14 protein-coding genes and 2 pseudogenes are annotated in these 23,938 nt (G+C 67.6%); 8 read left to right on the top strand and 8 right to left on the bottom strand.

Annotation, left to right across the window (positions count from 1 at the left end):
• Positions 1-153 precede the first annotated feature (153 nt).
• From ACN267_RS12980 to ACN267_RS12965, 4 genes are all read right to left on the bottom strand, one after another.
• Entirely contained in the window at positions 154-1,665 is a 1,512-nt protein-coding gene (locus ACN267_RS12980; RefSeq protein ID WP_421488785.1) for a hypothetical protein, read from the bottom strand.
• 67 nt (positions 1,666-1,732) lie between these two features.
• The gene (locus ACN267_RS12975) at positions 1,733-3,544 is read right to left on the bottom strand and encodes an Hsp70 family protein (RefSeq protein WP_421490417.1); all 1,812 of its coding nucleotides are present in this window, start codon (positions 3,542-3,544) and stop codon (positions 1,733-1,735) included.
• A 178-nt stretch (positions 3,545-3,722) separates the two neighbouring features.
• On the bottom strand, positions 3,723-6,362 hold the full coding sequence (locus ACN267_RS12970) for a tetratricopeptide repeat protein (protein WP_421488784.1): 2,640 nt from the start codon (positions 6,360-6,362) through the stop codon (positions 3,723-3,725).
• Positions 6,359-6,796, bottom strand: a complete 438-nt coding sequence (locus ACN267_RS12965; RefSeq protein WP_421488783.1) for a hypothetical protein — start codon at positions 6,794-6,796, stop codon at positions 6,359-6,361. Before ACN267_RS12965 ends, ACN267_RS12970 begins: the two co-directional genes overlap by 4 nt.
• Positions 6,797-6,984: 188 nt before the next feature.
• Here ACN267_RS12965 and ACN267_RS12960 point away from each other — a divergent pair, with 188 nt between their 5' ends.
• A complete protein-coding gene (locus ACN267_RS12960) occupies positions 6,985-9,855 on the top strand; it encodes a restriction endonuclease (RefSeq protein ID WP_421488782.1) in 2,871 nt (956 codons plus the stop codon).
• A gap of 273 nt (positions 9,856-10,128) precedes the next feature.
• On the opposite strand, the gene ACN267_RS12955 is transcribed toward ACN267_RS12960, so the two are convergent.
• Positions 10,129-10,728 (bottom strand): GNAT family N-acetyltransferase, encoded by a 600-nt coding sequence (locus ACN267_RS12955; RefSeq protein ID WP_421488781.1) that lies wholly within the window; start codon positions 10,726-10,728, stop codon positions 10,129-10,131.
• Positions 10,729-10,913: 185 nt separating this feature from the next.
• Between ACN267_RS12955 and ACN267_RS12950 the strand changes: the two genes are divergently transcribed.
• Positions 10,914-11,791, top strand: a protein-coding gene (locus ACN267_RS12950; RefSeq protein WP_421490416.1) for an IS5 family transposase whose coding sequence is annotated in 2 segments (ribosomal slippage) — positions 10,914-11,304 and positions 11,304-11,791 — 879 coding nt in all. Because the reading frame shifts where the segments join, the coding sequence is not laid out codon by codon here.
• 120 nt (positions 11,792-11,911) lie between these two features.
• Positions 11,912-12,949, top strand: a pseudogene (locus ACN267_RS12945) (WD40 repeat domain-containing protein); the annotation flags it as partial.
• Here the strand turns inward: ACN267_RS12945 and ACN267_RS12940 are convergent.
• Positions 12,944-13,243, bottom strand: a complete 300-nt coding sequence (locus ACN267_RS12940; RefSeq protein WP_421488780.1) for an NIPSNAP family containing protein — start codon at positions 13,241-13,243, stop codon at positions 12,944-12,946. The pseudogene ACN267_RS12945 and the gene ACN267_RS12940 overlap by 6 nt on opposite strands.
• A 320-nt stretch (positions 13,244-13,563) precedes the next feature.
• On the opposite strand from ACN267_RS12940, the pseudogene ACN267_RS12935 reads away from it, so the two are divergent.
• Positions 13,564-13,785: pseudogene (locus ACN267_RS12935) on the top strand (hypothetical protein); the annotation flags it as partial.
• Here the strand turns inward: ACN267_RS12935 and ACN267_RS12930 are convergent.
• Positions 13,740-14,078, bottom strand: a complete 339-nt coding sequence (locus tag ACN267_RS12930; RefSeq protein WP_421488779.1) for a hypothetical protein — start codon at positions 14,076-14,078, stop codon at positions 13,740-13,742. The pseudogene ACN267_RS12935 and the gene ACN267_RS12930 sit on opposite strands and share 46 nt — an antisense overlap.
• Before the next feature lie 1,832 nt (positions 14,079-15,910).
• On the opposite strand from ACN267_RS12930, the gene ACN267_RS12925 reads away from it, so the two are divergent.
• Together ACN267_RS12925 and ACN267_RS12920 are read left to right on the top strand one after the other, a co-directional pair.
• Positions 15,911-19,177: an NACHT domain-containing protein gene (locus ACN267_RS12925; protein ID WP_421488778.1), complete on the top strand. Its 3,267-nt coding sequence runs from the start codon at positions 15,911-15,913 to the stop codon at positions 19,175-19,177.
• A gap of 330 nt (positions 19,178-19,507) precedes the next feature.
• Positions 19,508-20,074: a GNAT family N-acetyltransferase gene (locus ACN267_RS12920; RefSeq protein ID WP_421488777.1), complete on the top strand. Its 567-nt coding sequence runs from the start codon at positions 19,508-19,510 to the stop codon at positions 20,072-20,074.
• Here ACN267_RS12920 and ACN267_RS12915 read toward each other — a convergent pair.
• A complete protein-coding gene (locus ACN267_RS12915; protein WP_421488776.1) occupies positions 20,057-21,697 on the bottom strand; it encodes a hypothetical protein in 1,641 nt (546 codons plus the stop codon). The two genes, ACN267_RS12920 and ACN267_RS12915, sit on opposite strands and share 18 nt — an antisense overlap.
• Before the next feature lie 153 nt (positions 21,698-21,850).
• Between ACN267_RS12915 and ACN267_RS12910 the strand changes: the two genes are divergently transcribed.
• Both ACN267_RS12910 and ACN267_RS12905 read left to right on the top strand, forming a co-directional pair.
• Entirely contained in the window at positions 21,851-23,185 is a 1,335-nt protein-coding gene (locus tag ACN267_RS12910; RefSeq protein WP_421488775.1) for an FAD-binding oxidoreductase, read from the top strand.
• Positions 23,185-23,868, top strand: a complete 684-nt coding sequence (locus ACN267_RS12905; RefSeq protein ID WP_421488774.1) for an N-acetyltransferase — start codon at positions 23,185-23,187, stop codon at positions 23,866-23,868. Before ACN267_RS12910 ends, ACN267_RS12905 begins: the two co-directional genes overlap by 1 nt.
• Positions 23,869-23,938 lie beyond the last annotated feature (70 nt).

Below are 23,938 nucleotides of genomic sequence, written 5' to 3'. Positions count from 1 at the left end.
GGGTAGGCGTTGAGGACGCCCTGCCAGGCAGTGGCGGCGGGGACGAGGGCAGTGGCGGCATGGTGGATGGTGGCGTGGAGTTGCCACAGGTCAACGTCGATGTACTCGGGGTTGAGGCGGTAGCGGTCATCAGAGTGATCAATGATGGGTAGGTCACTTGCGGTCCGAATGGTGCTGCGGAGGTTGCTGAGGGCGGTGTAGAGGCGGCCGGTGAGGGAGCTTCGGGGTAGCCCCGGCCATGGCGTCGGTGAGTTGTGCGGTGTTGGCCCCCTTGGAGTGGAGGGCCAGGTAGACGAGGACTTGGAGGCTGGCGCTGCGACGGACGGCGAGAGGTGCGTTGTCGATGAGCAGTTGCGGGTCGCCCAGGATGCGCAGATGAAGCCGCTGCTGGGGCGTGCTGGGAAGGCGTTGGGGTCTGGTCCGGTCTACCTGTCGGGGCAGCGGTAGCTCTGGTGATCTGGCATAGGGAAATGATGAGGGCTCGGCGGCGGGCTGGGGTTTTGGCGGCTCGGGGCGGGCGATGACGCTAAGCAGGTCCGTGGCGGCCGTCTGGTCCAGGACACACAGCCGTGGGCTGGGCATGTCGGGGCGGTGTGGGTCGTGCAGGTGGCCGGTGGAGGTGGCGTGCCAGTTTGGTCCGTCCGGCTGTTCTCCCAGAACGACGACGAGAGCAGCAGTGGCGGTGCCTGTCTCGGCGAGGTGCTTCATCTGCTGCTCGCTGCCGTCGTGGCCGTTCAGCAGCACCATCTTTCGATGGCCGTGTCCACTCGACGTCTCACCCTGACGCTGACCAGGGATGGCTTCACCAGTGACGGGGCTGGCGGGTCGGAGTAGCTGTGCTGCGTCGTCAGCGGTGTCGACGATCGTCAGTGGCAGGCGTCGCCCGAGTGTCTCCGCAGCTGGTCCGAGAAGGAGGGCCAGTGTTGCCTTCGTGACGATCAACGACGTAGAGCTGCGGCGTTGTCCGGCCAGGATGGCGGTGACCAGCAGTCCTCGCCCGACGGGCAGCGTGCCCGGTCCGGTGAGGCCCACCCCGCCGGTCGGCAGGGCTTCGAAGGGGGCCGCGATTCCGTCCGACGGCGGCGGGGTGGGGGTGTCGGCGAGGGCGGCTTGGACGGCGGTGACGGTGGTCGGTAGTGGGGTGAGGTCGGTGTCGTCGGGGTGGGTGGGGTGGGGTTGGTAGTCGCGGCGGCGGCGTAGCCAGACCAGTGCTGCGGCGGCGGTGACCTGTTCGGCGACGTCCCGGGGCAGCCAGCCACCGGCAACCGTAACCCCGTCGTCGCGTACGGCCTGGTCGGGCTGGTCGTCCGGGGCGGTGTCGTCGTGGAATGTGGTGGTGCCTGTTGCTGCGGGCTGTGGCGGTTGCGGCGGGGTGGTGGTGACGGTGTTGGTGGTGATGCCGAAGACGGCTGCGCCGGCCATTCCGCTTGCCGTTGCCTGTAGTGGTGTGGGGAGGGGCATCCGCCGTAGCCATGCCGTGGTGGCGCGGAGGCGGATGATGATCCGGGCGGTGACGGTGTAGGCGACGAGCAGCCAGATCAGCCACGCGCCGATGGCGAGTCCGGCGGTGAGCGTCTCTTCGGTCAACGGCTGCTGCAACCAGGCCCGCAACTGCTCCGAGGTGGGCCAGCCGCGAAGGGGCGGACCGATCACGGTCAGGAGCACCGCTGGTGGGCCGACCAGGAACGCCAGGACGAAGATCAGTGACATCATCTGCCGTGGCCAGCGCAAGTCACCCTCCTCGACCAGGTGGGCTGAGGGTGGTGGGGCTGGTGGTGGGGTGGATGAGGCGGGTCCATACGCGTGCTGCCCACCATATGGTGATGGCTATGGCGTAGCTGACGCCGAGGATGCCGGTGGATTGTCCGGTGACGATCGCGGCGCTGATCACCGCTATCGGGGCGGCGAGGACGATGCGGAACATCAGAGGTGTCACGAGGGCCATGACGGTGCCGATGCCGAGGAGGAGTCCGCCGATGCGGGCGGTGAGGTCGAGCCATACCACCAGGTGGGGCCATCGGTCGGCGGTGCGTGCGTACTGGATGAGTCCCATGCCCACGGCGGCGGTGACGACCGAGCCGGTGGGTGTGGCCAGGAGCGCGGACCAGCCGCCGGAGGGTGTACGCCATTGTCGGGCGGCGATCGTCGCCATGACCACTGCGAGGACGGCGGTGGGGGCGATTGGCCAGAGCGTCCAGGTGAGGAACCCGCGTAGGGGTAGGCCGAAGTATTGGCTGATGACGATGGCGTAGAGGGCGGCGATGGCGACGCCGAGGGAGACTCCGGCGAGGATGCCGATGCTGACTTTTCCGCCTTCGGTGCGTAGTTCGGGGGTGGGGCTGCGGGCGGCGATCAACGAGCCGAGGATGGTGCCCGCTGCGATGCAGGCCACCAGGGCGAACACCGCTGCCATCGTCAACTCGCCGAGGTTGAACAGGACGTAGTAGTACGCGCTGAGGGTGTTGTTGCGTTCGGCGGTCAGCAGGGCCTGCCACAGCAGTGCCAGGGAGGCGAGGCCGGGCACCGCGATGGCGACGGCCCGCCGGATCGGCGGCACCGTCACCTCCACCGCATTCACCCCCGCTGCGGGAGCGCCCACCTCGGCGGCGCCCCGCGCCGCGACGAGTTGAGGCTCCGCCGCCAGCACCGGAGTGATCCCCGTGTGCTCGGCGATGGCGGTGTCCAGGCGTGGGAGGTGGGCGCTACCGCCGACGCAGTAGATTCCCGCGAGGTCGCCGGGGGTCAGTTCGGCGGCGGAGATGCACTGCTGGGTCAACTCCGCGACCCGCCGTACGACCGGGTGGGCGGCGGCGTCGAGCATGGTGCGGTCCGCGATGACCGGGTGGTGGCCGGCGATCGGCACCGTGACCGCCGGGTGCGAGCCCAGGGTTTCCTTCGCGACCCGGACGGTTTCCGCCATCACCCACTGGCCCATACCGCCGGCAGGTACCTCCCGGCCGTGGAGCACAGTAGAGGTCAATGCCAGGTCGACGGCAGCACCGCCGGCTGCAGGGTCGGCGTGCGTGGCGAGGACCTCGAACCCTGCCGGGCCTCGGCGCAGCACTGTCACCTCGGCACCCGCGCCGACATCACATACGACGATGAAGGATCCGACCGTCAGCCGTGCACCTGTGGCCACCAGATGTTCCGCGACGGCCACCGGAGCCTCCACGAGGCGCGGCTGCCCGATACCCGCCCGGTGCGCGACCTGCCGCATCCAGGTGCGCCGACGCGGCCCCCACCCGGCCGGAACCACCAACCGCACATCCCGCACCGGCTCACCAACAACACCCTCGGCCTCCGCAGCAGCCCGGCGCAACGGCGCCGCCGCCAACTCCACCGCCTCAGCGCCGTCAACGACCGATTCGCCATCGCCGGTACGGCAGGGGTTCGGTACGAACTGGTGCGGCTGCGCCTCGGCGGCCCGCCACGCCTGCCGGCCCGTCCACACCTGCCCACCCTCGGCCAGGAACAAGCCACTGGGCAGGTAGGGCAGGCCGTCGAACGGCAACGCCGTTGCCCGACCATCAGCCCAGGCCAACACGGCCACGGTGGTCGCGCTACCGCGGTCGATCGACAGCCGTGCTCCCCCCGCCCCCATGCAGGTAGTCAAACATGAATGCCCATTCAAGTCACCTTCTGATCACCTACGAGAGTCAAGGCTGGTCCAGCCGGTGGGTGCATGGCTCGCTCGGCGGTCCCGCCGACTTCGACATGTTTCGCTACGGCGTGCTGGTTTCCTGGTCGAGCCGCCTGCGTAGATCTGCCGCCTCCTCGCTTCGACCGAGTCCGTCGAGGACATCGGCGAGCGTCCGACGCGCCGAGTGCAGTTCTTCACCGAAGACCTGTGGTAGCTGTTGGGCGAAGGGCTGGTAGAGGTCGATGGCCTCAGTGATGGAATCCAGGGCCTGCGGCAGGTGAGTCTGCACGTTCACGCATACCCAGGCGTTAGCCCATAGCGACTTGGCGAGGCTGGGTAGGTAGGCGTCGGGGTTGGTGTCGGCGAGGCGGCGGTGGATGCGGACGGCTTCTTCTGCCGGGGTGAGGGCTTGCTTGCGTCGGCCGAGTTCCGAGAGGCGATTGCCGAGGTTGTTGAGCGACATGGCGAGGTTGGGTAGGTAGGCGTCGGGGTTGGCCTCGGCGAGGCGGCGGTGGATGCGGACGGCTTCTTCTGCCGGGGTGAGGGCTTGCTTGCGTCGGCCGAGTTCCGAGAGGCGGATGCCGAGGTTGTTGAGCGACATGGCGAGGTTGGGTAGGTAGGCGTCGGGGTTGGCCTCGGCGAGGCGGCGTCGGATGCGGACGGCTTCTTCGGTGGGGGTGAGGGCTTGTTCGCGTCGGCCCAGCTGCGACAGGCGGATGCCGAGGTTGTTCAGCGACGTGGCGAGGTTGGGTAGGTAGGCGTCGGGGTTGGCCTCGGCGAGGCGGCGGTAGATGCGGACGGCTTCTTCTGCCGGGGCGAGGGCTTGTTCGCGTCGGCCCAGCTGCGACAGGCGGACGCCGAGGTTGTTCAGCGACATGGCGAGGTTGGGTAGGTAGGCGTCGGGGTTGGCCTCGGCGAGGCGGCGGTAGATGCGGACGGCTTCTTCTGCCGGGGCGAGGGCTTGTTCGCGTCGGCCCAGCTGCGACAGGCGGACGCCGAGGTTGTTCAGCGACGTGGCGAGGTTGGGTAGGTAGGCGTCGGGGTTGGCCTCGGCGAGGCGGCGGTAGATGCGGACGGCTTCCTCCGCTGCTGCCAGGGCCGGTTGTCGTTGGCCGGCGTTGGCGAGGCGCCAAGCGTGGTTGGCGTGTAGGCGGGCTTGTTGTGCGGGGTCGGTGGTGTGGGTGAGGCGGTGGTGGGTGAGCGTGGTGGTGATGGCGGCGGCGGCGATGTCGAGGTCGATGTGCTGGCCGGTTGGAAGCAGGGGTTCAAGGGTTTCCAGGATCGTCAGGTCGATGTCGGGGATGCTGGTCAGCCGGGTCAGGGCTGCGCCGCCTGCGGTGATGGCTAGTTGCGGGTGTTCCCGGATGAGGGGGTAGAGCACGGTGGTGGCCAGGTGTGGCCAGCGGTGTGCGGCCTCGACCAGCACGGTGATCGCGGCCCTGGTCCAGGCCGGTGTCGTGCTGGTGGTCAGCAGTGCGGTGATCGCTTCAGGGGTCCAGTCTCGCTCCAGCCGGGTGCCGCTGTCGTGGCCGGGGGTGGACAGGGCGATGAGGTCTTCGCCGAGTCGGTCGGGGTGCAGCGGCTCGAACACCGTCCGGGTGTCCGACGGCGGGTAGCAGGTGCTGTGGTCGTCGATGAGCTGGTCGGCGGCCGGACCGGTGTCGGCGAAGCCGGCGTCGGTCAGGGCGTGGCGGGCGACGCTGCGGGGTCGGGCTCCGGTCAGGGTCGCCGCGACGACAACCCGGTGCATCACTTCGGGCGGAGTCTGCACCGGTGCCTCAGCCCGGGTGTGCAATTGCTGCCAGTACGCCTGTTCCCGGCCCAGCAGATACGACGACACCGCATCCGGGCCGCCGGGCAGCACCTCGCCGCGCCGGGCCGCGTCCACCTCGGCCAGGGCCGCCATGTGTACGGCCAGAACCTGCCCGAACCTGCCTGCGGTCAGATCCGGCACCGGCCAACCCTCAACCGGGGCCGCGATGCCCAGGACAGCCGCGAACCGGCCGGCAGCAGTGGCGAACAGACCCAGCCGGTCATCGACACTGTCAGCAGACAAAGCGGGCAACGGGAACTGGTCTACCTCTATGCTGAGGGTGCTGTCGGCCCGGTCGGCCAGCGCCGGCCACCAGTAGCCGTCCGAGCGGGCCAGCATCAACACCCGCACCCGGGCCCCCGCTCGTACGTGGAGGTCCCGCAACTGGGTGAGCAGAGCCAGCAGCGCGGAGGCCGGCCACCGGTCGGCGTAGTCCACGACCGCCAGCACCGCACCACCGGGCAACGCGGCCCGCGATACCGGCGTGGACCCGGCGACCGGGGTCGGCGTATAGATAACCTGCCATACCGCCCACCCTGCCGCCGCGCAGGAGGCACCGACGTGTGCCGCGAGGCGGGTTTTGCCCTGGCCACCCGCACCGTGCACCAGCAGCGCCGCCACCGGCTCATCCCCACCGACCCAGTCGGCGAGCCGGTCCAGGGTGCGCTCACGACCGGTGAACGGCACGATCTGATGCCGGGCCAGCAGCAGCCGGCTCGGCTGCGCCCGCGCCCGCGCCGTACTCAGAGGCACCGGCCTGTCGTCAGCTGTCACGACCTGGTAGGGCGGTCGGTCCAGGCTGACGGTCACGTCTCCGTCGACGCCGGCGATCTGCACGGTGTCGCCGAAGACCACGCTGCCGGTCACCGCCTGCCCGGCCACCGGGGGCGGCCCCCACCAGCGCGTCACTGGTCAAGCTCGACGTCGCCACCGACCCCGTCGATCTGCCGTACCGAACCCGCCGTCGACGAACCCTCTACCGCCTGCCCGCCACCCTGCGAAGGAGACGGCACCTGCGGCGGCGAGGACCCGGGCGGCGTGGGCACCACGGGCGACGCGGAGGCCGGGCCGATGCGCACACTGCCGCCCACCCCACGTACCTGGGTCACCCCGCCACCGATCGTCGAACCGGTCACCGACTGCCCGCCGGCCTCCCGGCGAGCACGGACCCCCACAGCCACCGACAGCGCCACCCCTGACAGGCCGACGAACACCCCGAATACGCTGGCCCATTTGTCGGCCTTGTCGAGCCCTTGGACCACCAGGAACCCACCCAACCCCACGACCAGCACCCCGACGGCGAATGCCACCGCCCATACGCGCAGCCGACTACCAAGCGTCATCACGCCATCATGGACCGATGCGGCAACGGCGGCATTACCGCCCCGGCCATTGCTGCGCTCATGATCGGCATGGATCGGCTGCCAAGATCAGTCGACCCGGCGTGAGCCGGACCCCTGCTCAACCTGTCCGGTCGGATCTCTGTCCGGGTGGTTGTTGACCGGTGAACGTGATGCGACAGCATGTAACGGTGCTTGAGGACCCGACTAAATGGCGCGAGCTTGTTGCCGAGTACGCCGCACTCCGCCAACTGAGCTCCGGGCAGACGCAGCAGGCGCGCGGCCAGCGGTTCAATGGGATGATCGCCGAGCTCCTCTCCGCCTTTGGTCTGCGGGCAAAGTCGGATCAACGGAGCCTCGGCGAGTTGGATGTTGTCTTCACCTACGGTGGCCGGCGCTTCATCCTGGAGGCCAAGTGGGAGCGCGGGAGAACAGGCACGGGCCCGATCGCGAAGCTCCAACGGCGGGTCGAGCAGCGTATGGCGGGCGTGACCGGCATCTTTCTGGCGATGAAGGGCTTCACCGCTGAGGCGATAGCCGAGGTCGACAGAGGTCGACGCCTCGACGTGCTGTTGCTTGACCAGTCCCACTGGGAGGCGATGCTCAGCGGGTTCGTGTCACCGCAGGAGCTCTTCGACCTGGCCACCGACGCAGCATCGTTCCAGGCCCGCGCCTATACACCGATCGCTGAACTGCTCAAGCACCCGACGGCGACGCCCAGGGTGGCGACCGAACCTGCGGGGCGACCGATCGACGACCGGGTCACCACCATCGGTCCCATCCCGCAGGACGACCTTCGTTACGTCGGTCTCGGAGTCCAGGGGAGTCGCACGCCGCTGCTCACGCTCGGGCAGGGCATCCTCGCTGTGGATCTGGCAGGCAAGCGCGTCAACTGGGCCGTGCCCGTCGCGGGCTGCAGTAACGGCTCACTGTCCGCTGCCGATGGCAGCGTCTTCATGGCCAGAGGAAACGGCATCGGGCGTTGGAAGGCCGGACAGCTGACCACGGTGTCCAGCGGGTCAGCGAAGCCACACGACAGTCATCTCCTGATGAGACCTGACGGGTCGATCTGGTGCCTCGATCGTGGATCACCCGAGGCTGCGCCGGCTCAACTGATCAAAGTCGGGCTGCAGGTAGGCGACGAGAAGCGGTACCGACTGCCCACCTCGGCGACAGCGGCAACTTGGCTGACCAGAACGAGGCTGGTGGTGGCGAATGGCGGAGATCTCCTCGTACTCTCGTCCCGGTTCACCGTGGAGTGGCGTCTGTCAGGGCCGGCCGGGAACATACGTGCGTTGACTGCCGTCAACGAACACACGGTCGTCATGCTCATGGACGACCTGACAGTGGCACTGGTCGACACGGACGATCCAGAGCCGCAATTTCTGGGGCGGATCAATCGGATCGGACTACCTGGCGTAGTCGTTCGTCGCACCGAAGGCTCCATCCTTGCTCTCGGCCATCATTTCGCCAAGGAAGGTCATCTCGGCGTCGCCGAGGTCGACATCCTCGGCCGCCGCCCAGCCCACGAGCATCCCTCGCAGAGGGGCACAGCGCGGCAGGCGGAGCCAGGCGGAAGCAGAGCTCAAGTCCCTCCCGTTGTGGTCACTCCGCCTATGGTGCCCAGAGCGGCAGTGGTGGCGAGAGCGACCGTCGTGCCGACGACGCGGCTGCCCGCTGAGCCTCCCCCGGTGACGATCACCCGTGCCCGCGCCGACGGAGGGCTATCGACCGAGGAGCGGCTCGATGACCAGCGCCGCGGCTACGCCGATGGCCTGACCGCAGCTGCGGGTCTTCCCCTGTATGCGCTGGAAGGTCTCTTGGCGTGCAACTTCGAGGTCGTAAGTTGGTTGAGACCGTGGCGCGACCAATGGGAACGCATTGCTTCCGGGCGTGCCGGTGCCGGGGAGGCCCTCGCCGACTGGCTGCCACCACTCGCTCTCCACCTCGGGGTGTATGCCGCGCCGCCCGGGGTGGCGCATGGGCAGATCGCACCCTCCGCCTTCTACGTAATTGGATTCGCAGACGGTGCCAAGGCTGCCTGGCTGGATGCCGTACGCAGTCGAATCGTGCCTGCAGACGCGGTGAGGCTCAGGCAGTGGATCCAGGCCCCGCCGCCACGACCAGGTCTGCCTACCGGCCTGCAGACCATCGCCGGCCTCAGCGCGGCTGCGAAGAGGGTTCGCAGGCTGACGATCTGGAAATGGACTGGGCGCGGTGTCCTGTGGCTGATGACGAGCATGTTCTGCGTCGGTGAGTTCGGCGCGATCGGTGCCACCGTCACCGGGGGATGGGAGCCGAACACCGTCAGCAGCGCGGTGATCGGCAACGCCTGCTTCGGTGTCCCCCTCCTCGGGCTCCTCTGGTTCGCCATCTGGGACCTTCGACGTGTCGCCAACGGCGGGCGACCGCAGGTGCAGCACCATGCGCAACCGCCGTCCCCTCCAGCGGAACAGCCCGCACCCAGTACCGACGCGATGAAGCCGCAGGCGGAGCCACCAGCCGGACCGGTCCCCGAACGCGCCGACTGGGTGGTGTCGCGCCCCGACCGGGCCAACCCGCCGGCCGAATATGCCACCTTCGCCACACACAGTGGCCTCTACTGGACCGTCGTTGCCCTCAACTCACTCCTGATCATCATCCTGGCTATCGTGATCGCCGCTACGGGTATCCCTGCCCTTGTCAAAGTCCTCCTAGGCTTAACCGACGCCTTTCTCATCTTCGTGACCATCGCGTTCGGTAAGCTGGCGAGCAATCCCACCCGGCTGGAGATCGGCAAAGCCGGAATCCAGATCTACAGCCGCAGTGGAACCTCCTGGTTTCCCTGGCAAGCCCTCGACCGAGTCGAGATCACGCGGCTGGAGGCTGGCCGCTACCATCTCGTCGCATGGTGTTCGAACCCCGAACTGTTCCCGGAGTCCGACAACCTCGGCTGGGGACCCCGCTTTCTGCCCAAACTGAACGCCGTCGGCATCTGCCCGCTCAACATCCTTCATACCCGTCGGCATCTCGTCGCTCGCGCGTTGCGGATGTACGGAGGCAACCGCTATGGCCGGCTGTGATGCCGCGACGGGCGGCGTGCCCGACGAGATGCTGCGCGACCGAAACGGAAAAGTCTCTCCGCCCGCAACCGCCGGTATGGTCCCCGCCGGGCCATGACCGTGTTGTGGACGGGCGGCAACTTCGAAGAGGTTCAGGCGCTGCGGCCCGAGGTCCGCCTCAACGGGGTCGGGAAGTTGGAAGTGGAAAGGCCGACGCATCGGGGTGTTCGTTACGGTCGGCTGGAACAATGTCGTTCACCGAAACCTGCAGTCGCCTTCCGGACAGGCCTCCGTCTAGGGCCTGTGTCGAAGTCGCAGGCGGTCGCGCTGCGGCGTGACGGTAGTCCGGCCGGAGTTGGCGAGGTCGATGCGCCAGTCGTTGCTGCGCATGAGGGAGCCGCTGCCCGGCGGGTACTCGAAATTGCAGGGGCCGAGGAGAGTGAAGCCAAGGCGGTGGCAGAGTGCGTTGGAGGGGGCGTTCTCGATTGAGGGGAACGCGTGCAGGCTGTGGGGCCCGTCGGGGTGGCGGGCAGCCTCGCGGACGATGGTGATCAGGGCGGTGCCGGCTGCGGAGGCAATGCCTCGGCCCTGGTAGGGCGGTAGGACGTTCCAGCCGGTCTCGTAGATCTGCTGGCCCTGCCAGTCACGCTGGTGGTATGCGATGCTGCCGACCATATCGTCGCCGAGCAGTACGGCGAACATGCAGCCGCGGCCAGTTGCCGGCATGGCAAGGTATCGGCGGTGCCGGGCAAGCAGTTGTTCCTCCGGCTCGGGACCGCCGACGTGTCGACGCATCTGCGGGGTGTTGATCCGGCGCAGGAGGTCGAGCGCGGATTCCGACCAAGGCTCAAGACGAACGTCCATGCCGCGCAGCCTGGCAGGCTTCGGGATCATCAAGCACCTCATTTCGACCGGGTGCGGCCCTCGCCCGCCTGTACAACTCGGGCCTGGGTCGAATTCGGCGGTAGCGGGGTGATGAGAACCCGGCGCGTCGGTGATCGGTACGTAGCGAGGTCTCCGGTAGATGGTTCATCGACGAAGAAGACCATCAGCACGGAGACCTCGTGGCCACTGTAGCGGTGACGAGGCGGCACGACCTGACCGACGCGCAGTGGGCGGCGCTTGAGCCGGTGTTGCCCGTGGGGCGTAGGCCGGGACGGCCGCCGACATGGACGAAGCGCCAGCTCGTTGACGGGATCCGGTGGCGGATCCGAGTCGGTGCCCCGTGGCGGGACGTGCCGGAGTGCTACGGGTCCTGGGCGGCGGCGTACGCGGTGTTTCGCCGCTGGCAGCGCGACGAAACCTGGGCGAAGATCCTGACCACGTTGCAGGCGATGGCCGACGCGGCTGGGCGCATCACGTGGGATGTGTCGGTCGACTCGTCGTCCGCCCGGGCGCACCAGCATGCCGCCGGTGCGCGTAAAAGGGGGATCGACAGGCCGAACCGCCTGGTGGCGTCACCACCGAGCCGGACGATCACGCCTTGGGGCGGTCACGCGGTGGGCTGACGACCAAGCTGCATCTGGCCTGCGAGCACGGGCAGAAGCCGCTGTCGATCGTGTTGACCGCCGGGCAGCGCGGGGACAGCCCGCAGTTCATCCCGGTGCTCGACGGCATCCGGGTGCCCCGGCTGGCCACGGGCCGGCCTCGGACTCGCCCGGACCGGGTCCTGGCGGACAAGGCATACACGTCCCGATCCAACCGCCGCTACCTGCGCCGACGCGGGATCGCCGCAACCATCCCGTCCAAGGCTGACCAGGACGCGAACCGGCGCAAACTCGGCTCCGAGGGTGGCCGGCCACCGGCCTTCGACCCCGAGCGGTACAAGCAGCGCCATGCCGTGGAGTGCGGGATCAACCGCCTGAAGCGCAACCGGGCCGTTGCGACCCGCTTCGACAAACTCGCCGTGCGCTACGAGGCCACCGTGCAGATTGCGGCCATCAACGAGTGGCTGTGACCGACTTCGACACAGGCCCTAAACGGCCCATCCACCGGCCTGCCCGCCGCGAGCAGACTCGGCCGGGTGACGAAGCCACTCACCACCAAACAATCCATCGGCGTTGCCGTCGCCGGACTCTGGTCCGTCGCCCTATCGCCCGACGGGCGACGGGTGGCCAGCGGCTCGGGTGACGGCACCGCCCGGATATGGACGATCCAGCCACGCGGGGCCGAACAGCGGTTGCTCACCGGCCACGAGGGGCCGGTCACCGCCCTGGCGCTCGACCGCACGGCGCGGATCGTCACCGGGGGTGCCGACGGTACCGTGCGGGTCTGGCAGCCGGACGGCACCGCCGTGGTGTCGAGCTGGTCCGAGCCGGTGGTGGCACTGGCATGCTCACCGACGGCTGACACACTGGCCGTCGCCCTGCGCGACGGTGCAGTTCACCTGATCGGCACCGACGACGACGTACGCCTCGACGGCGAGGCCGAGTCGCTGGCCTGGTCCCCGGACGGATCGCGGTTGGCGGCCGGCTGCAAGGACAACTCCGTGCGGGTGTGGGACATCCACACCCGCAGCTCCGCAGGCGTGCTGCGCGGCCACGCCGACTGGGTGAGCGCCCTGGCATGGTCACCGAGCGGTCGCTATCTCGCATCCGGCTCCGACGACCGGACCGTGCGTGTCTGGGATATCGAACACCCCGGCGACAGCACCGTCCATTCCGGGCACCAGAACTACGTCGACGGACTCAGCTGGGCACCGGACGAACACCGACTCGCCACCTGCTCCGCCGACTGGACCATCCGCGTCTGGGACCTCACCGGCACCGACCTTCCCCTCGTGCTCAGCGGCCATGAGAAGCGGGTCCGCGCGGTGGCCTGGGCACCGGACGGCCAACGGCTGGCCTCCGGCTCCGACGACCGTACCGTCCAGGTCTGGGACGTCAACGACAATCAGGGTGAGGTGATCGGTGTCCACCGCGACGGCGTGGCCAGCCTGGCATGGCTACCCGACGGGCGACATGTCGTCACCGGCTCGGCCGACGGCACCGCCCGTGTATGGGCCGACTCCGTCGACCCGGACGAGCTGACCACCCGAGCCCGTACCCGAGTGTTCCGCGCGCTTACCGACGACGAGCGGCGAACCCACCTGCTTCCGGGCAGCGGGGACTCATAGCGTCTGCTCGACCTCCCGGGTTTCCTCATCCACCAGGTAGTCGCCCGGGTCCAACCCCATCGCCTTACGGCGATCCGAGGCCCAGTAAGCGGCATTGGCCTCCTCGAACGACTCGGGCCCGTCATGGGAGATCACCCAGATGTGCTGACTGCGCGCGGCGTCCTTCCAGGAACCGTGGATACCGAAACCGAGATCGAGCCGCAGCGGTACAACCAGGCGCTGCCACTTGTCCACCCACTCGTCCAGCAGCCCCGCCCGGACGGTGTAGATACGGATCTGTACCGTTCTCGCCACAACACCACCCCACATAGCCGTGCGAACCCTCCGTCGCCGACCATAACCAAACCATCGATCCGCTGGGGGTGAGGGTCGATCCGGTGGCGGCGTCGAGGTGGCGGAACCTCGGCAGTCCGGCGAGGAGGTCGGTGACGCCGTGCTCGTGACGGCAAGTCCTCGACGGCCTCGGTCGACGTGGCACTGCCACTCGCGGGCACCAGTAGCTTCCGCGTCCGTACCTACCCTCGATGAAACTCAAGGAGGCATCCTGATTGCGTCCGCTTTGAGTTGGCTACGAAGCGGCACGCGATCACGCTGTCGTCGTTCGGTCTGGGCACCACCAGTCCGACCCGCCTGTCGGCTGCGTCATCCTCGATCGCCACAGTGTCGTTGTCGGCGCGGGGTATCACCGACGCAAGGGAGGACCTCATGCCGAGGTCAATGCCCTACGCGCAGCAGGGAAGGACGTCCCGCGCCGGACCTACACCAACCCGCGTACACAGTCAGACCGAAATCAGAGATCGATCTCGTCATCGTTCTCGGGTGCCGGAATCCAGTAAGGTTCCCTTTCTACCGGCACAACGAGGAGCGCTGCCGGACGCGACCTTGCCCACCTCAGAACCTCGTCCCGGGTGCCTTCGAATTCCTCGACACCCGCAGATTGGCCGTCAGGCATTTCGTCTACCCATTTCGCGGCCCACACAATCCGCCGATCTAGGCCACGACCCTTATGAATATAGACAGTGCCGAACCCTGGGCGAGGGGCAGACATGACCTGTTGAGGCGCAATTTTGCTGTCGCGCATCTCCTCAGGTAGGTAGAAGGCGTTCGTTCGGCGGCGGGAGTCCTCCATGAGTGGAAGCTACCCGACTCGTGCGGGCTCGGGCCGGGAAGCGGATCGAGCGCCGCGTGATCACTCTTGGATCACGCGGCCCTCGACCCCGTGAGAGGCTTTTCAGATCGATCTCGCCTCGGATGTATCAGGAAGGGCTCCAGCTGGAGCCGTACCAGGCGCTGCCCAGCTGCGGCGGGTCGTCCAGGTTGTATGCTCCGGCGGAGTTGCGGTGGAACTTCGGGCTCTTGATGAAGGTGTACCAGCGGCCCGGGTACGAGCTGGACGGGTCCGTCCAGTCGAATGGTGGGCGACCCCGGCGTGAGCGACGTTGCCCTCATAGGCGGTGTAGCCGCCGGAGCCGAAGCCGGTCACCAGTGCGCCGGCCCATGTGGGCCACCGCTCCACATTTGATAGGTCGAGCCTCCGCTGACCGGGTAGCCCTCAGGGTGGGCGGTGCTGAAGTACAGCCGCTCACCGGATGCCCGGACCTGCTTGGTGCCACGCGTCGACTCGAACTGGAAGGGCTTCGACGTGGACGAGCCTCCGCTGAACTTCACCTCGATGAAGAACTCGGTGCTCCCCAACGTGGTGCCGTTGTAGCCATAGATACCATCGCCGCTGAACTCGGCCCAGTAGTTCGCGACGTAGTACCAGCACCCGAGCACCGAGCACGTTCCGCCGTTGGCCCGGACCTTCGATGTGTCTGGGCAGACCCATGCACCCTTCCGTACGCCTGTTGCCGTTGACCGGCATTTTTGAGGCGCCAGGCGTGGTTGGCGTGCAGCCTGGCTCGCTGGGCGGGGTCGTTGGTGCGGGTGAAGTGATGGTGGGTGAGTGTGTCGGTGATAGCGGCGGCGATGTCGAGACCGATGTGCCGATCGGTCGGAAGTAGAGGTTCGAGGGCCTCCAGCATCGTCGGGTCGATGCTGGGGATGCTAGCCAGACGGGTCAGAGTTGCACCGCCTGCCGCGATCGCGAGTTGTGGATGTGACCAGATGAGCGGGTAGAGCACGGTGGTGGCCAGGTGTGGCCAGCGGTGCGTGGCCTCGACGAGCACGGTGATCGCGGACCTGGTCCAGGCTGGTGGTGTCGTGTTGCTGGTGAGCAGGGCGACGATCGCCTCAGGGGTCCAGTCACGCCCCAGCCGAGTGCTGCTGTCGTGGCCGGGGGTGGACAGCGCGATGAGGTCTTCACCGAGCCGGTCGGGGTGCAGCGGCTCGAACACGGTGCGGGGGTCCGATGGTGGGTAGCAGGTGCTGTGGTCGCCGATGAGTCGGTCGGCGGCCGGGCCGGTGTCGACGAAGCCGGCATCGGTCAGGGCATGACGGGTCACGCCGCGGGGTCGGGCACTAGCCACGCCGGCATCCGCTAAGCCGCGCGACCTTAGCCAGCCTGCGTTCACCGGCGCAGCTTCCGGACGTCCTCTGACGGGTGAGCAGGACGCCCTGGACTGGATCGTGCTCGCACGGTCCACCGATCAGCCGGAACCGACAGCCGTGACAACCGGACCGTCATGATCCGGACAGCGGGATCGCGGTCCGCGTTCGTACCCTGACCGGATGCATTCGGACTACCCCATCCGGCCGCAGCAGGCCGCGCCTTCGCACGGGCCTTGCCCGCCGGCCGGCGCCGCCCGCCAGCATCCGCAGCTGGGCCTACCGTGCCTGAAGTCCGCTCTGCCTTCACACCGCAGCAGCCCCGCACACATCAACGTCCACAGGCGATGCACCTTCCCGCCGCTCCCAGCAAAACATCGGCGTGTGCTGAGCCAGCCGAGCCTCAGCGACGACCCGTGAGATGCCCAGGCATGGATGGGTTGAAGCAGGACGGGTGGCTATGGGAGGAACGGCGTGGGTGTGGTGGAGGCAGCGCTGCTGCGGACGGCAGGCGCGGTGGTATCACCAGCGGTGCGGCGGTGGTTGGGACGCCGTCGTGACAAGCGGGAACGCGAGACGCCGCTGATCGAGCTGATCGGCGCGGGGATCGCCGACGACCTGGGCGTACGCCGGGCGGGCCGGCGGTTGGATGACATCACCGACACCGTCTACGAACGACTCCAGTTGCTGGTCCAACGCCGCAAGCAGGCGCTACCGGACAACGAGATTACTGCCACCCTGGACGCAGTAACCGACACCTTGCGGACTGCCGACCTGTCCGACGCCGCAGTGTTCGCCGACGATGTCGATCCTGTCCTGCTGGCCACCCGGCTTCGCCGGCAACTACCCGATGCGCCCGAACGGGCCGGACTGAGCGAGGCTGCGGCCCATCTGTACCGGAGGCTCCTCGACGAGTGCTGCATCTGCCTGACCCAACTGGTCGTGCAGCTCGGCCCGTTCCAGGCACGCGCCACCGTCCAGGTTCTGGAACGACTGACCACAGTTGCCGACGGCCTCGCCGAAGTCCTGGCCCGGTTGCCGGTCACCAGCCTCGACGCCCCGACCGGCACCACCCATGACCTCCAGTTTCGGAGCCGGTACCTGGCCCACCTGCTCGCCGTACTGGACTATCTGGAGCTGTTCGGTGTCGACGTGCACCGCTACCGTCTGCGAACCCCGCTGAGCATTGCCTACATCAGCCTCACCGTCACCGGCTCCAACATTCGCGGCTTTCGTCGAGGAGGGTTCCGCTGGAACCCCGGTCAGCTCCGCGCTGACGGGGGCGCGGAAAGCGCATCGGTCCGTGCTGAGCAGGCCCTTGGCGACGCTGCCCGGGTCTTGCTGCGCGGTGATGCCGGTTCCGGCAAGACCACCCTGATGCAGTGGATCGCGGTCACCGCCGCTCGGCATGGGTTCACCGGTGAACTCGATAGTTGGAACGGGCGGACTCCGTTCCTGATCCGGCTGCGCGACCATGTCACCCAGCCGCTGCCGGCCCCGGAGCGCTTCCTCGACCTGATCGCCGCCGTCATCGCTGGGCTCATGCCCGCCGGGTGGGTTCATCGTCAACTCGATGCGGGAGCCATCCTGTGTATCGACGGTGTTGACGAGGTGCCCGAAGCCCAACGCCGAGCGGTCCGGGACTGGCTACGCGGCTTGCTCACCATCTACCCCGACCTGCGAGTCGTTGTCACTTCCCGTCCGGCCGCTGCATCCGCCCGCTGGCTCAACGACGAGGGGTTCACCTCGGTCTTCCTGGAACGAATGGGACCATCCGACGTCAAAGCCCTCATCCGGCACTGGCACGAGGCTGTCCGCAGGGCCGGGGACCTGCCTTGTCAACCACAACAGCTCTCCGGCTATGAACAGCGGTTACTCGCCCAACTCGACGGCAGCGCTCACCTGCAGAACCTGGCTGGCAGTCCCCTGCTGTGCGCGATGCTGTGCGCACTCAACCTTGACCGCGACAGCAACCTGCCCCGCAACCGGATGGACATCTACCAGGCCGCCATCGACATGCTGCTACACCGCCGCGACTACCAACGCGGAGTCGCCACCGACCTACCCGACCTCACCAGCCGCGACCAAGCCCAACTCTTGCAGGAAGTCGCCTGGTGGATGACCCAGAACAGCCGCACTGAACTCACCCGTGACGAAGCTGAACAGCGGTTCGCCAATCGGCTGGCGGGGATCCGGCACATCACGGCACCGGCGACCGCAGTCCTCAACCACATGATCCAACGCAGCGGCGTCCTCCGCGAGCCGGTCCCCGGCCGCATCGACTTCGTCCACCGAACCTTTCAGGAATACTTGGCCGCACGAGAAGCCGCAGACCAGGGGCATACCGGCGCACTCCTCGAACATGCCCACCTCGACACCTGGCGCGAAACCATCATCCTGGTCGCCGGCCACGCCAACGCACCCGTTCGCACCCAACTCTTGGCCGGTCTACTCACCCTCGCCGCCGAGCGACCGAAGAAGGCCCGCAGGCTGCGGCTGCTCGCCGCAGCCTGCTTGGAAACCGCCCCTGCGGTCGCGCCGGAGATCCTCGCTGAGATTCGGTCGCATCTACGCGGGATGCTGCCTCGGTCCGTCGGCGAAGCTCGTTCCCTGGCCGCGGTCGGAGAACCGCTGCTCTCCGAGTTGCCCGCCAACCTAAACTCCCTAAGCGATGCTCAGGCTAGAGCTGTTATCCAGGCAGCTGCCCTGGTCAACGGGCCCGGTGCGTTGACTGTCCTCAATCGATACTGCACTGATTCTCGTCCCCGCGTTCAACAGCAACTCATCGCCGCCTGGGAATACTTCGACCCATACGACTACGCCGACCAAGTTCTCGCCGACGCGCCCCTGGAAAACGGCGATGCGATGATCCGGAGCACAACCCTGCTTTCAGCGCTTCCTCGGCTTCGGCACCTGAACAGGGCGAAGTTCTGGAGCAACCAAAAAGTTGACCTTAGCCTGTTGGATGATGTGCCCCATCTGGCAGAGCTGCTTTTGCCCTCAGGATTCACAGGAAGCCTCGACCGCCTTGCGCGGCACGTCAGCCTGCAGGTGATCAATCTTGGAATGGGCGGCAAACAATTAGACCTAGACGTCTTCAAAAGACTGCCCAGCCTTACTCGCCTTTACCTCCCCAACCTTGCAGCCGATCAAGACTTGACCGCCTTAGCCGACCTCGGAAACCTGACCGATCTCACCCTATCCAGGGTCATGATCACCGGAGAACTTTTCGCAAATCTCCTGGCGTTGGCGGACCTGGCTATCTGCCCTACAGTCTTGTGGGAATCGGATTTTCTTGCCGCGTTGACCAAGCTGTCGTCGCTGTCTCTAACAGGCTCCGTAGAGCCGGTTGGTGGTCTCCAGCGTCTTGTGGGCAGCCTTAATCAGTCGAGCCTCACTCGGCTGACCCTTTGGAACTGCCGATGGGTGGCAGACCTTGCGCCGGTTGAGCAAGTGCCGCTACTTACCGATGTTGACATCGAGGGAACATCGGTTATCGACTTGAACCCATTGTCGGTGCTGGCGAGGCTGCAGTGGCTTTATATTGGCAACACCGAACACGCGCTTGACCTCGCACCCCTCAGTAAACTGCCGAACCTAAAAGATCTTTGGATAGCTGCACCTGCGCCTGGAATCGACCTGACGCCGCTGCGTGGGAAACGCACCATCGTGCATCTGTCGAAGAGGGTGGAAATGGAAAGGGCGGCAATGCCTGACGGTGTGCGGGTCAAACGTTTCTGAAGGCCGGGAGTGGTCTCAGCGAACGGTGGCGAGCGTGTAAAACTAATCGAGGTAAGAGGCAGCTTAAGCCTTGTGTGGATATTGTTCGCGTAGGGGTGCAGTTCCAGAGGGCCGATCGGCAGCCACGGCAGCCACGGCCCCGGTCTGGGACGGCTCTACCAGGACTACGTATTGGTGGCGGGGGGCTGCCAATTCGAGCCGTCGCCTTGGCGACGTCCGCCGAGGAACCGGCAGGACGGTCGAGGCCGCGAAGGTCGTCGGTACTTGCACAGAGTAGTTCCCCGTGGCACGGGGAGGGGCGGGGTATGAGGCGTTCATAGGGTGGTGGGCGTGAGCGATGTGACGTACGCCCGCCTTGGTGCGGAGGCTGCTGGCGGGTTGATGGACGAGCTTTGTCAGGTCTACGCGGATGCCTATGGGCAGGTGCCTGGCGAGGACGCGACGGTCAAGGTCGACGCGTTCCGGGGGCGGGCCACGGCGGCGTTGGGTGCGCGGAACTACGAGCTGGTCACCGCGAGGGCGGGGGATGAGCGGGTGGGGTTCGTCTTCGGGTACAGCCTGCGGCAGGACCGGGACTGGTTCGCAGGGCTTCAGCCGGCCCCGGAGGAGGGGTTCACCGACGAGCGGGGTGGCGAACGTACGGTGGTCCTGGCTGAGATCGAGGTACGCAAGGCGTGGCAGGGTCGGGGGATCGGGCGCGGCCTGCACGATGCGTTCCTGAGGGGACGGCGTGAGGAGCGTGCGACGTTGACGGCCAACCCGGTTGCCACGGCAACCCATGCTCTGTACGAGGGGTGGGGCTGGCAGCGGGTAGGCAGCATTCCCGGCCGGCCGGGGGCGTACTACCGGGAGTACGCGATGTTCGTGCGTCCGCTCCCGTTACCTGACGGGCGTTGACGACCGGTAGGCGGCGATTGCCTGGTCGAGCTGTTTGACAGCGCGAGTGCGCTTCCACGGATCGAGCCCTCGGCGCATCTCCTGCAAACGCTGCTCGATGCGGCGAGTCGAGTTCACGGACGTCAGTTCCACTACTTCGATGGTGGTTTGGCAGGCCAGTCCGATGTTCTGCTGACGCGCGAAGGCATCCGCGCGGTAGAGAAGGCGGAACGACCGCTCGTGAATGTTGCCGTTGTCGCTGAGCCTCAACGCCTTTTCTGAGGCGGCCATGATTCGATCAACTCCGTCGAACTTCAACGCGTTCTGAGTACTCGTGCTCCAGTAGAACGACTCGTCGTAGAAGTACCACCAGGACTGGCTGGGGCTCTGGTCGGCCAGTGCTTCCTGTAGGGCGGCGTACTCGCGGTCGAGGGCTTGTTTGGATTGGTGGTTTTGGTTGTCGGCGGTGAGGGCGCGGACGGCTACATCGGCGGCGTAGGCGCGGGCGTAGGGGCTGCCGGTTTGGTCGGCCCAGGCGGAGGCTGCGGCGGCGTGGTCGATGCCGATGCGGGGTTTGCCTTGCCAGGTGGCGAGGTGGCTCATGGTGCAGAGGATGTAGGTGACGAGTTCGACGGCGCGGGCGTCGTGGGCGGCGGTGCGTGCGTCGTCGTAGAGGCGTTGTGCGGAGTGGTAGTCGCCCATGTTGAAGCAGAGCCAGCCGGCGAGTTGGGTGAGTTCGGCATAGGTGGCGATGGCGCGGTCGCGGTGTGGACCGTGGGGTGCGGCTTTGGCCTGTTGTTCGGCGATGCGCCGGTAGGCCAGGGCGGTGGGCAGGGTGGCGGCAGCGCCGAGGACATCGCCCTGCTTACGCAGGTTGGGCATCATGGCTTCGCAGTGCGCGAGGGTGGCCGGCTCGAACCGTGCGGGATCGGTGAGCGTGGGTGCGGCGGTGGCGCTGTCGGTGAAGCCTGCGAGGTCGGTCAGTGGTGCTGTCGCGGCGACGGCCAGTGCGGCGGTGAGTTTGCCGAGCATGTCCCGTCGGGTCTGGGGGTGGGGTACTCGTTGCATCCACATGGTGATGACCTGCGCCAACTCTGCGAAGTTGACCTCCTCGGGTCGGCGGTACAGGCCGGCGGTTTCCGCTTGTGGCGGGGCGTCCGCGTCAGCGCCGGGGCGTCGACCGAGCAGGTCACGAAGCAGGATCTCTGCCTCGCTCAGCACCATGATTTCACCTTGCAGGCCGGGTTTCACCCCCTCGGGCGTGACGGGGGTCGATCCGGTGGCGGAGTCGAGGTGGCGGAAGCTCGGTAGGTCGGCCAGGAGGTCGGCGACGCTGCATTCGTAGAGTTCGGCGAGGCGGGCCAGGTTGTCCTGGGAGGGGGAGTAGCCACCCTTGCCGGGCCAGATCTCCCAGTACGAGAAGCTCTTGAACGACTTCGGTTCGTTGGGCCAGCGCTGGTTCCATTCCTCGGCGGCCTTCGCCTGGCTCCATCCGCGCACGACGCGCAGTGCGACGCGGGGGTTGAGGCGGAACCTGTCGCGGAAGACCTCGGCGGTCTCGACCCATGTTCTTCCCGCTGACCGTAGTTCGGCGGCGAGGCGCGTTTGTTGCTGCCGCAGGCTTTCGGGATTCCCGTCGGTCATGTGCGGCCTTCCCCGTCAGCCGTTCCCATCGATGGTGCTGCACCACCGTACGCAATTCGGGCCGTCTATGTAACTTCCCCGCGACACGGGGAATTGCGGGGAAGAAACCTCCCAATGATCACAGGTGGCGGTGTCCGTGCCGCGTCAATGATCATGGACGCAGTTGCCGGGCGACGGCGTTCCTGCGCCTCCTTCGCATTGCGAAGGATGTGGACCAGTGATGCCCGGAGGCGTTGTCCGATGTCGGTGTCGAGAGGGGTGGACGTGACGATCCACCGGAGGAAGTGGTTCATGTCCGCGCCTGATCTTGAGCAGTCCTTGACCCCTGCTATCGCTGATCATGAGCGAGCGGCGGAGTGCTTCTGGTCGTACATGGTGGATCGGAGTGTGCGGTTTCTGCCGGAGCGGCTTGCGCCGGTGTTCTTCTCGACGTTGGTGGAGGCGATCGCGCACGGGGGTGATCCTGCTGCTTATCGGGCTGGGCTGGTGGTGTTGGGTCGGTTGTACCGGCGGTTCGGTCTGTATCCGTATCACGGGACGGTGATCGCGGCGGCGGTGGTGGCTACGGTGCGGCGGTTCGCGGGGGAGTCGTGGGGGCCGGAGTCGGCGCGGGTGTGGGAGCAGGGTTGTTTCCGGGTGTTGCGCCTGGCTGAGCAGTCCGCCGGCATGCTGGGCGATGGTCCGCAGGTGACGTTCGGTGTGGTGGAGTCGGTGGTGTCGGCGGGTGCGGACCTCGCGGTGGTGACGGTGCGTCCGGTGCGGCGGCTGGATTACGTGCCGGGGGATGCGTTGCCGGTGTGTTCGCCTCGGTTGCCGGGTCGGTGGCGGTGGTTGTCTCCGGCGAACGCGCCGCGTCCGGACGGGACGGTCGAGTTCCACATCCGCACCATCGCCGGTGGTGCCGTCTCGCCGGTGTTCGTCGGGCGGGTGGCGGTGGGGGAGTTGCTGTGGTTGGGGCCGTCGTGTGAGGTGGGCCTGTCGACGGCGGCGGCCGGTGACGCCGCTCTGCTGCTGGCTGCTGGGGGTACCGGGCTCGCGCCGTTGCGGGCGGTCGTGGAGCAGCTCGCGGCGTCGCCGGTCCGGCGGCGGGTGACACTGGTGGTGGGTGCCCGCGACCTGCCGGAGCTGTGGGATGCGGCCGGGTTGGACGGGTTGCGGCGGACGCACGGCGACTGGTTGACGGTGGTGTCGGCGTCTTCCGACGACGATGCCGATCCGGTGGCGGCGGGTGGTCTGTTGGGCGTGGTGTTGCACCACTACGAGCCAGGTCAGGCCGTGTACGTCTGTGGCCCGCCGCAGTTGATTGAGGAAGCGCGTACCTGGCTGCAGATTGTCGGGGTCGACCCCGACAATCTGCATGTGGCGGTGACGTTCCGGCACGGCTTCGACGTGGTGTCGTGGGCGTCGCGGCAACGCTCCGCCACCACTGCGGTCGCCGAGGCGGCCGGTGGTGAGGGCGGAGAGCGCCGGGCGGGGGACGTGCCGTGATGCGGGTCGTGGTGTGCCGGGCGTCGGAGGGGGACCTCGACGTGCTGTCGCCCCTGGTGGCGGAGTCGTTGTCGGCGGGGCCGGTCGGCGGCTGGTTGGTCCCCGACGCCACCGAACGCTCCGAGGTGCTGGGCCGGTATGCGCGGCTGCTGCTGTCGTGGGGGCTGGAGCACGGCCAGGTCGACACGACGGGGGACCGTTCGGTGGTGGCGGTGTGGCGTCGGCGGCTGGAGGTGCCCGTGCCGTCGGCGGCGTGGATGTACGACCTGCACCGGGTCCTCGGCCCGTATGCGTCCCGGTTCGCGCTGTGGCACGCCTATCTCGATGCTGTGGTCCCGCACGTCCCCCACGCCTACCTCGCGCATCTCGCCACGCGTCCCGGCCACGATGACACCGTGCGGGCGTTGCTGACCGCCCACCATCGGGCCCTCGACGCCGAGGGACTTCCGGCGTACGCGGAGGTGCCGGGTGGTCGTCCCCGGGAGGGTCTGTTGGCCGCGCTGGGGTACGAGCCGAGGTCACCGATTCTGCTGGAGCCGGGCGGCCCTGCGCTGTGGCGGATGTGGCGGCCCGGCCCTGACAGCGGCCGGTCGTGTGGCGGGCTTCCGCCACGGGCCCGGCTGCGCCGTGGGATGACCCCGCTGCGCGGCCGGCTCCTCCCGGCACCGCCGCGTTCTCCCTGACCGTTCTTTCTGACCGCGCCCGGTAGGGCATCCATCTCGATCAGCAGCTGGCGGAGACCCTGTGGCCCGC

The sequence above is a fragment of the Micromonospora sp. WMMD734 genome (genome assembly GCF_049178975.1).
In the GTDB taxonomy this organism is placed as follows: Bacteria; Actinomycetota; Actinomycetes; order Mycobacteriales; family Micromonosporaceae; genus Micromonospora; species Micromonospora wenchangensis.
This window is presented reverse-complemented; position numbering and strand designations above follow the sequence as displayed.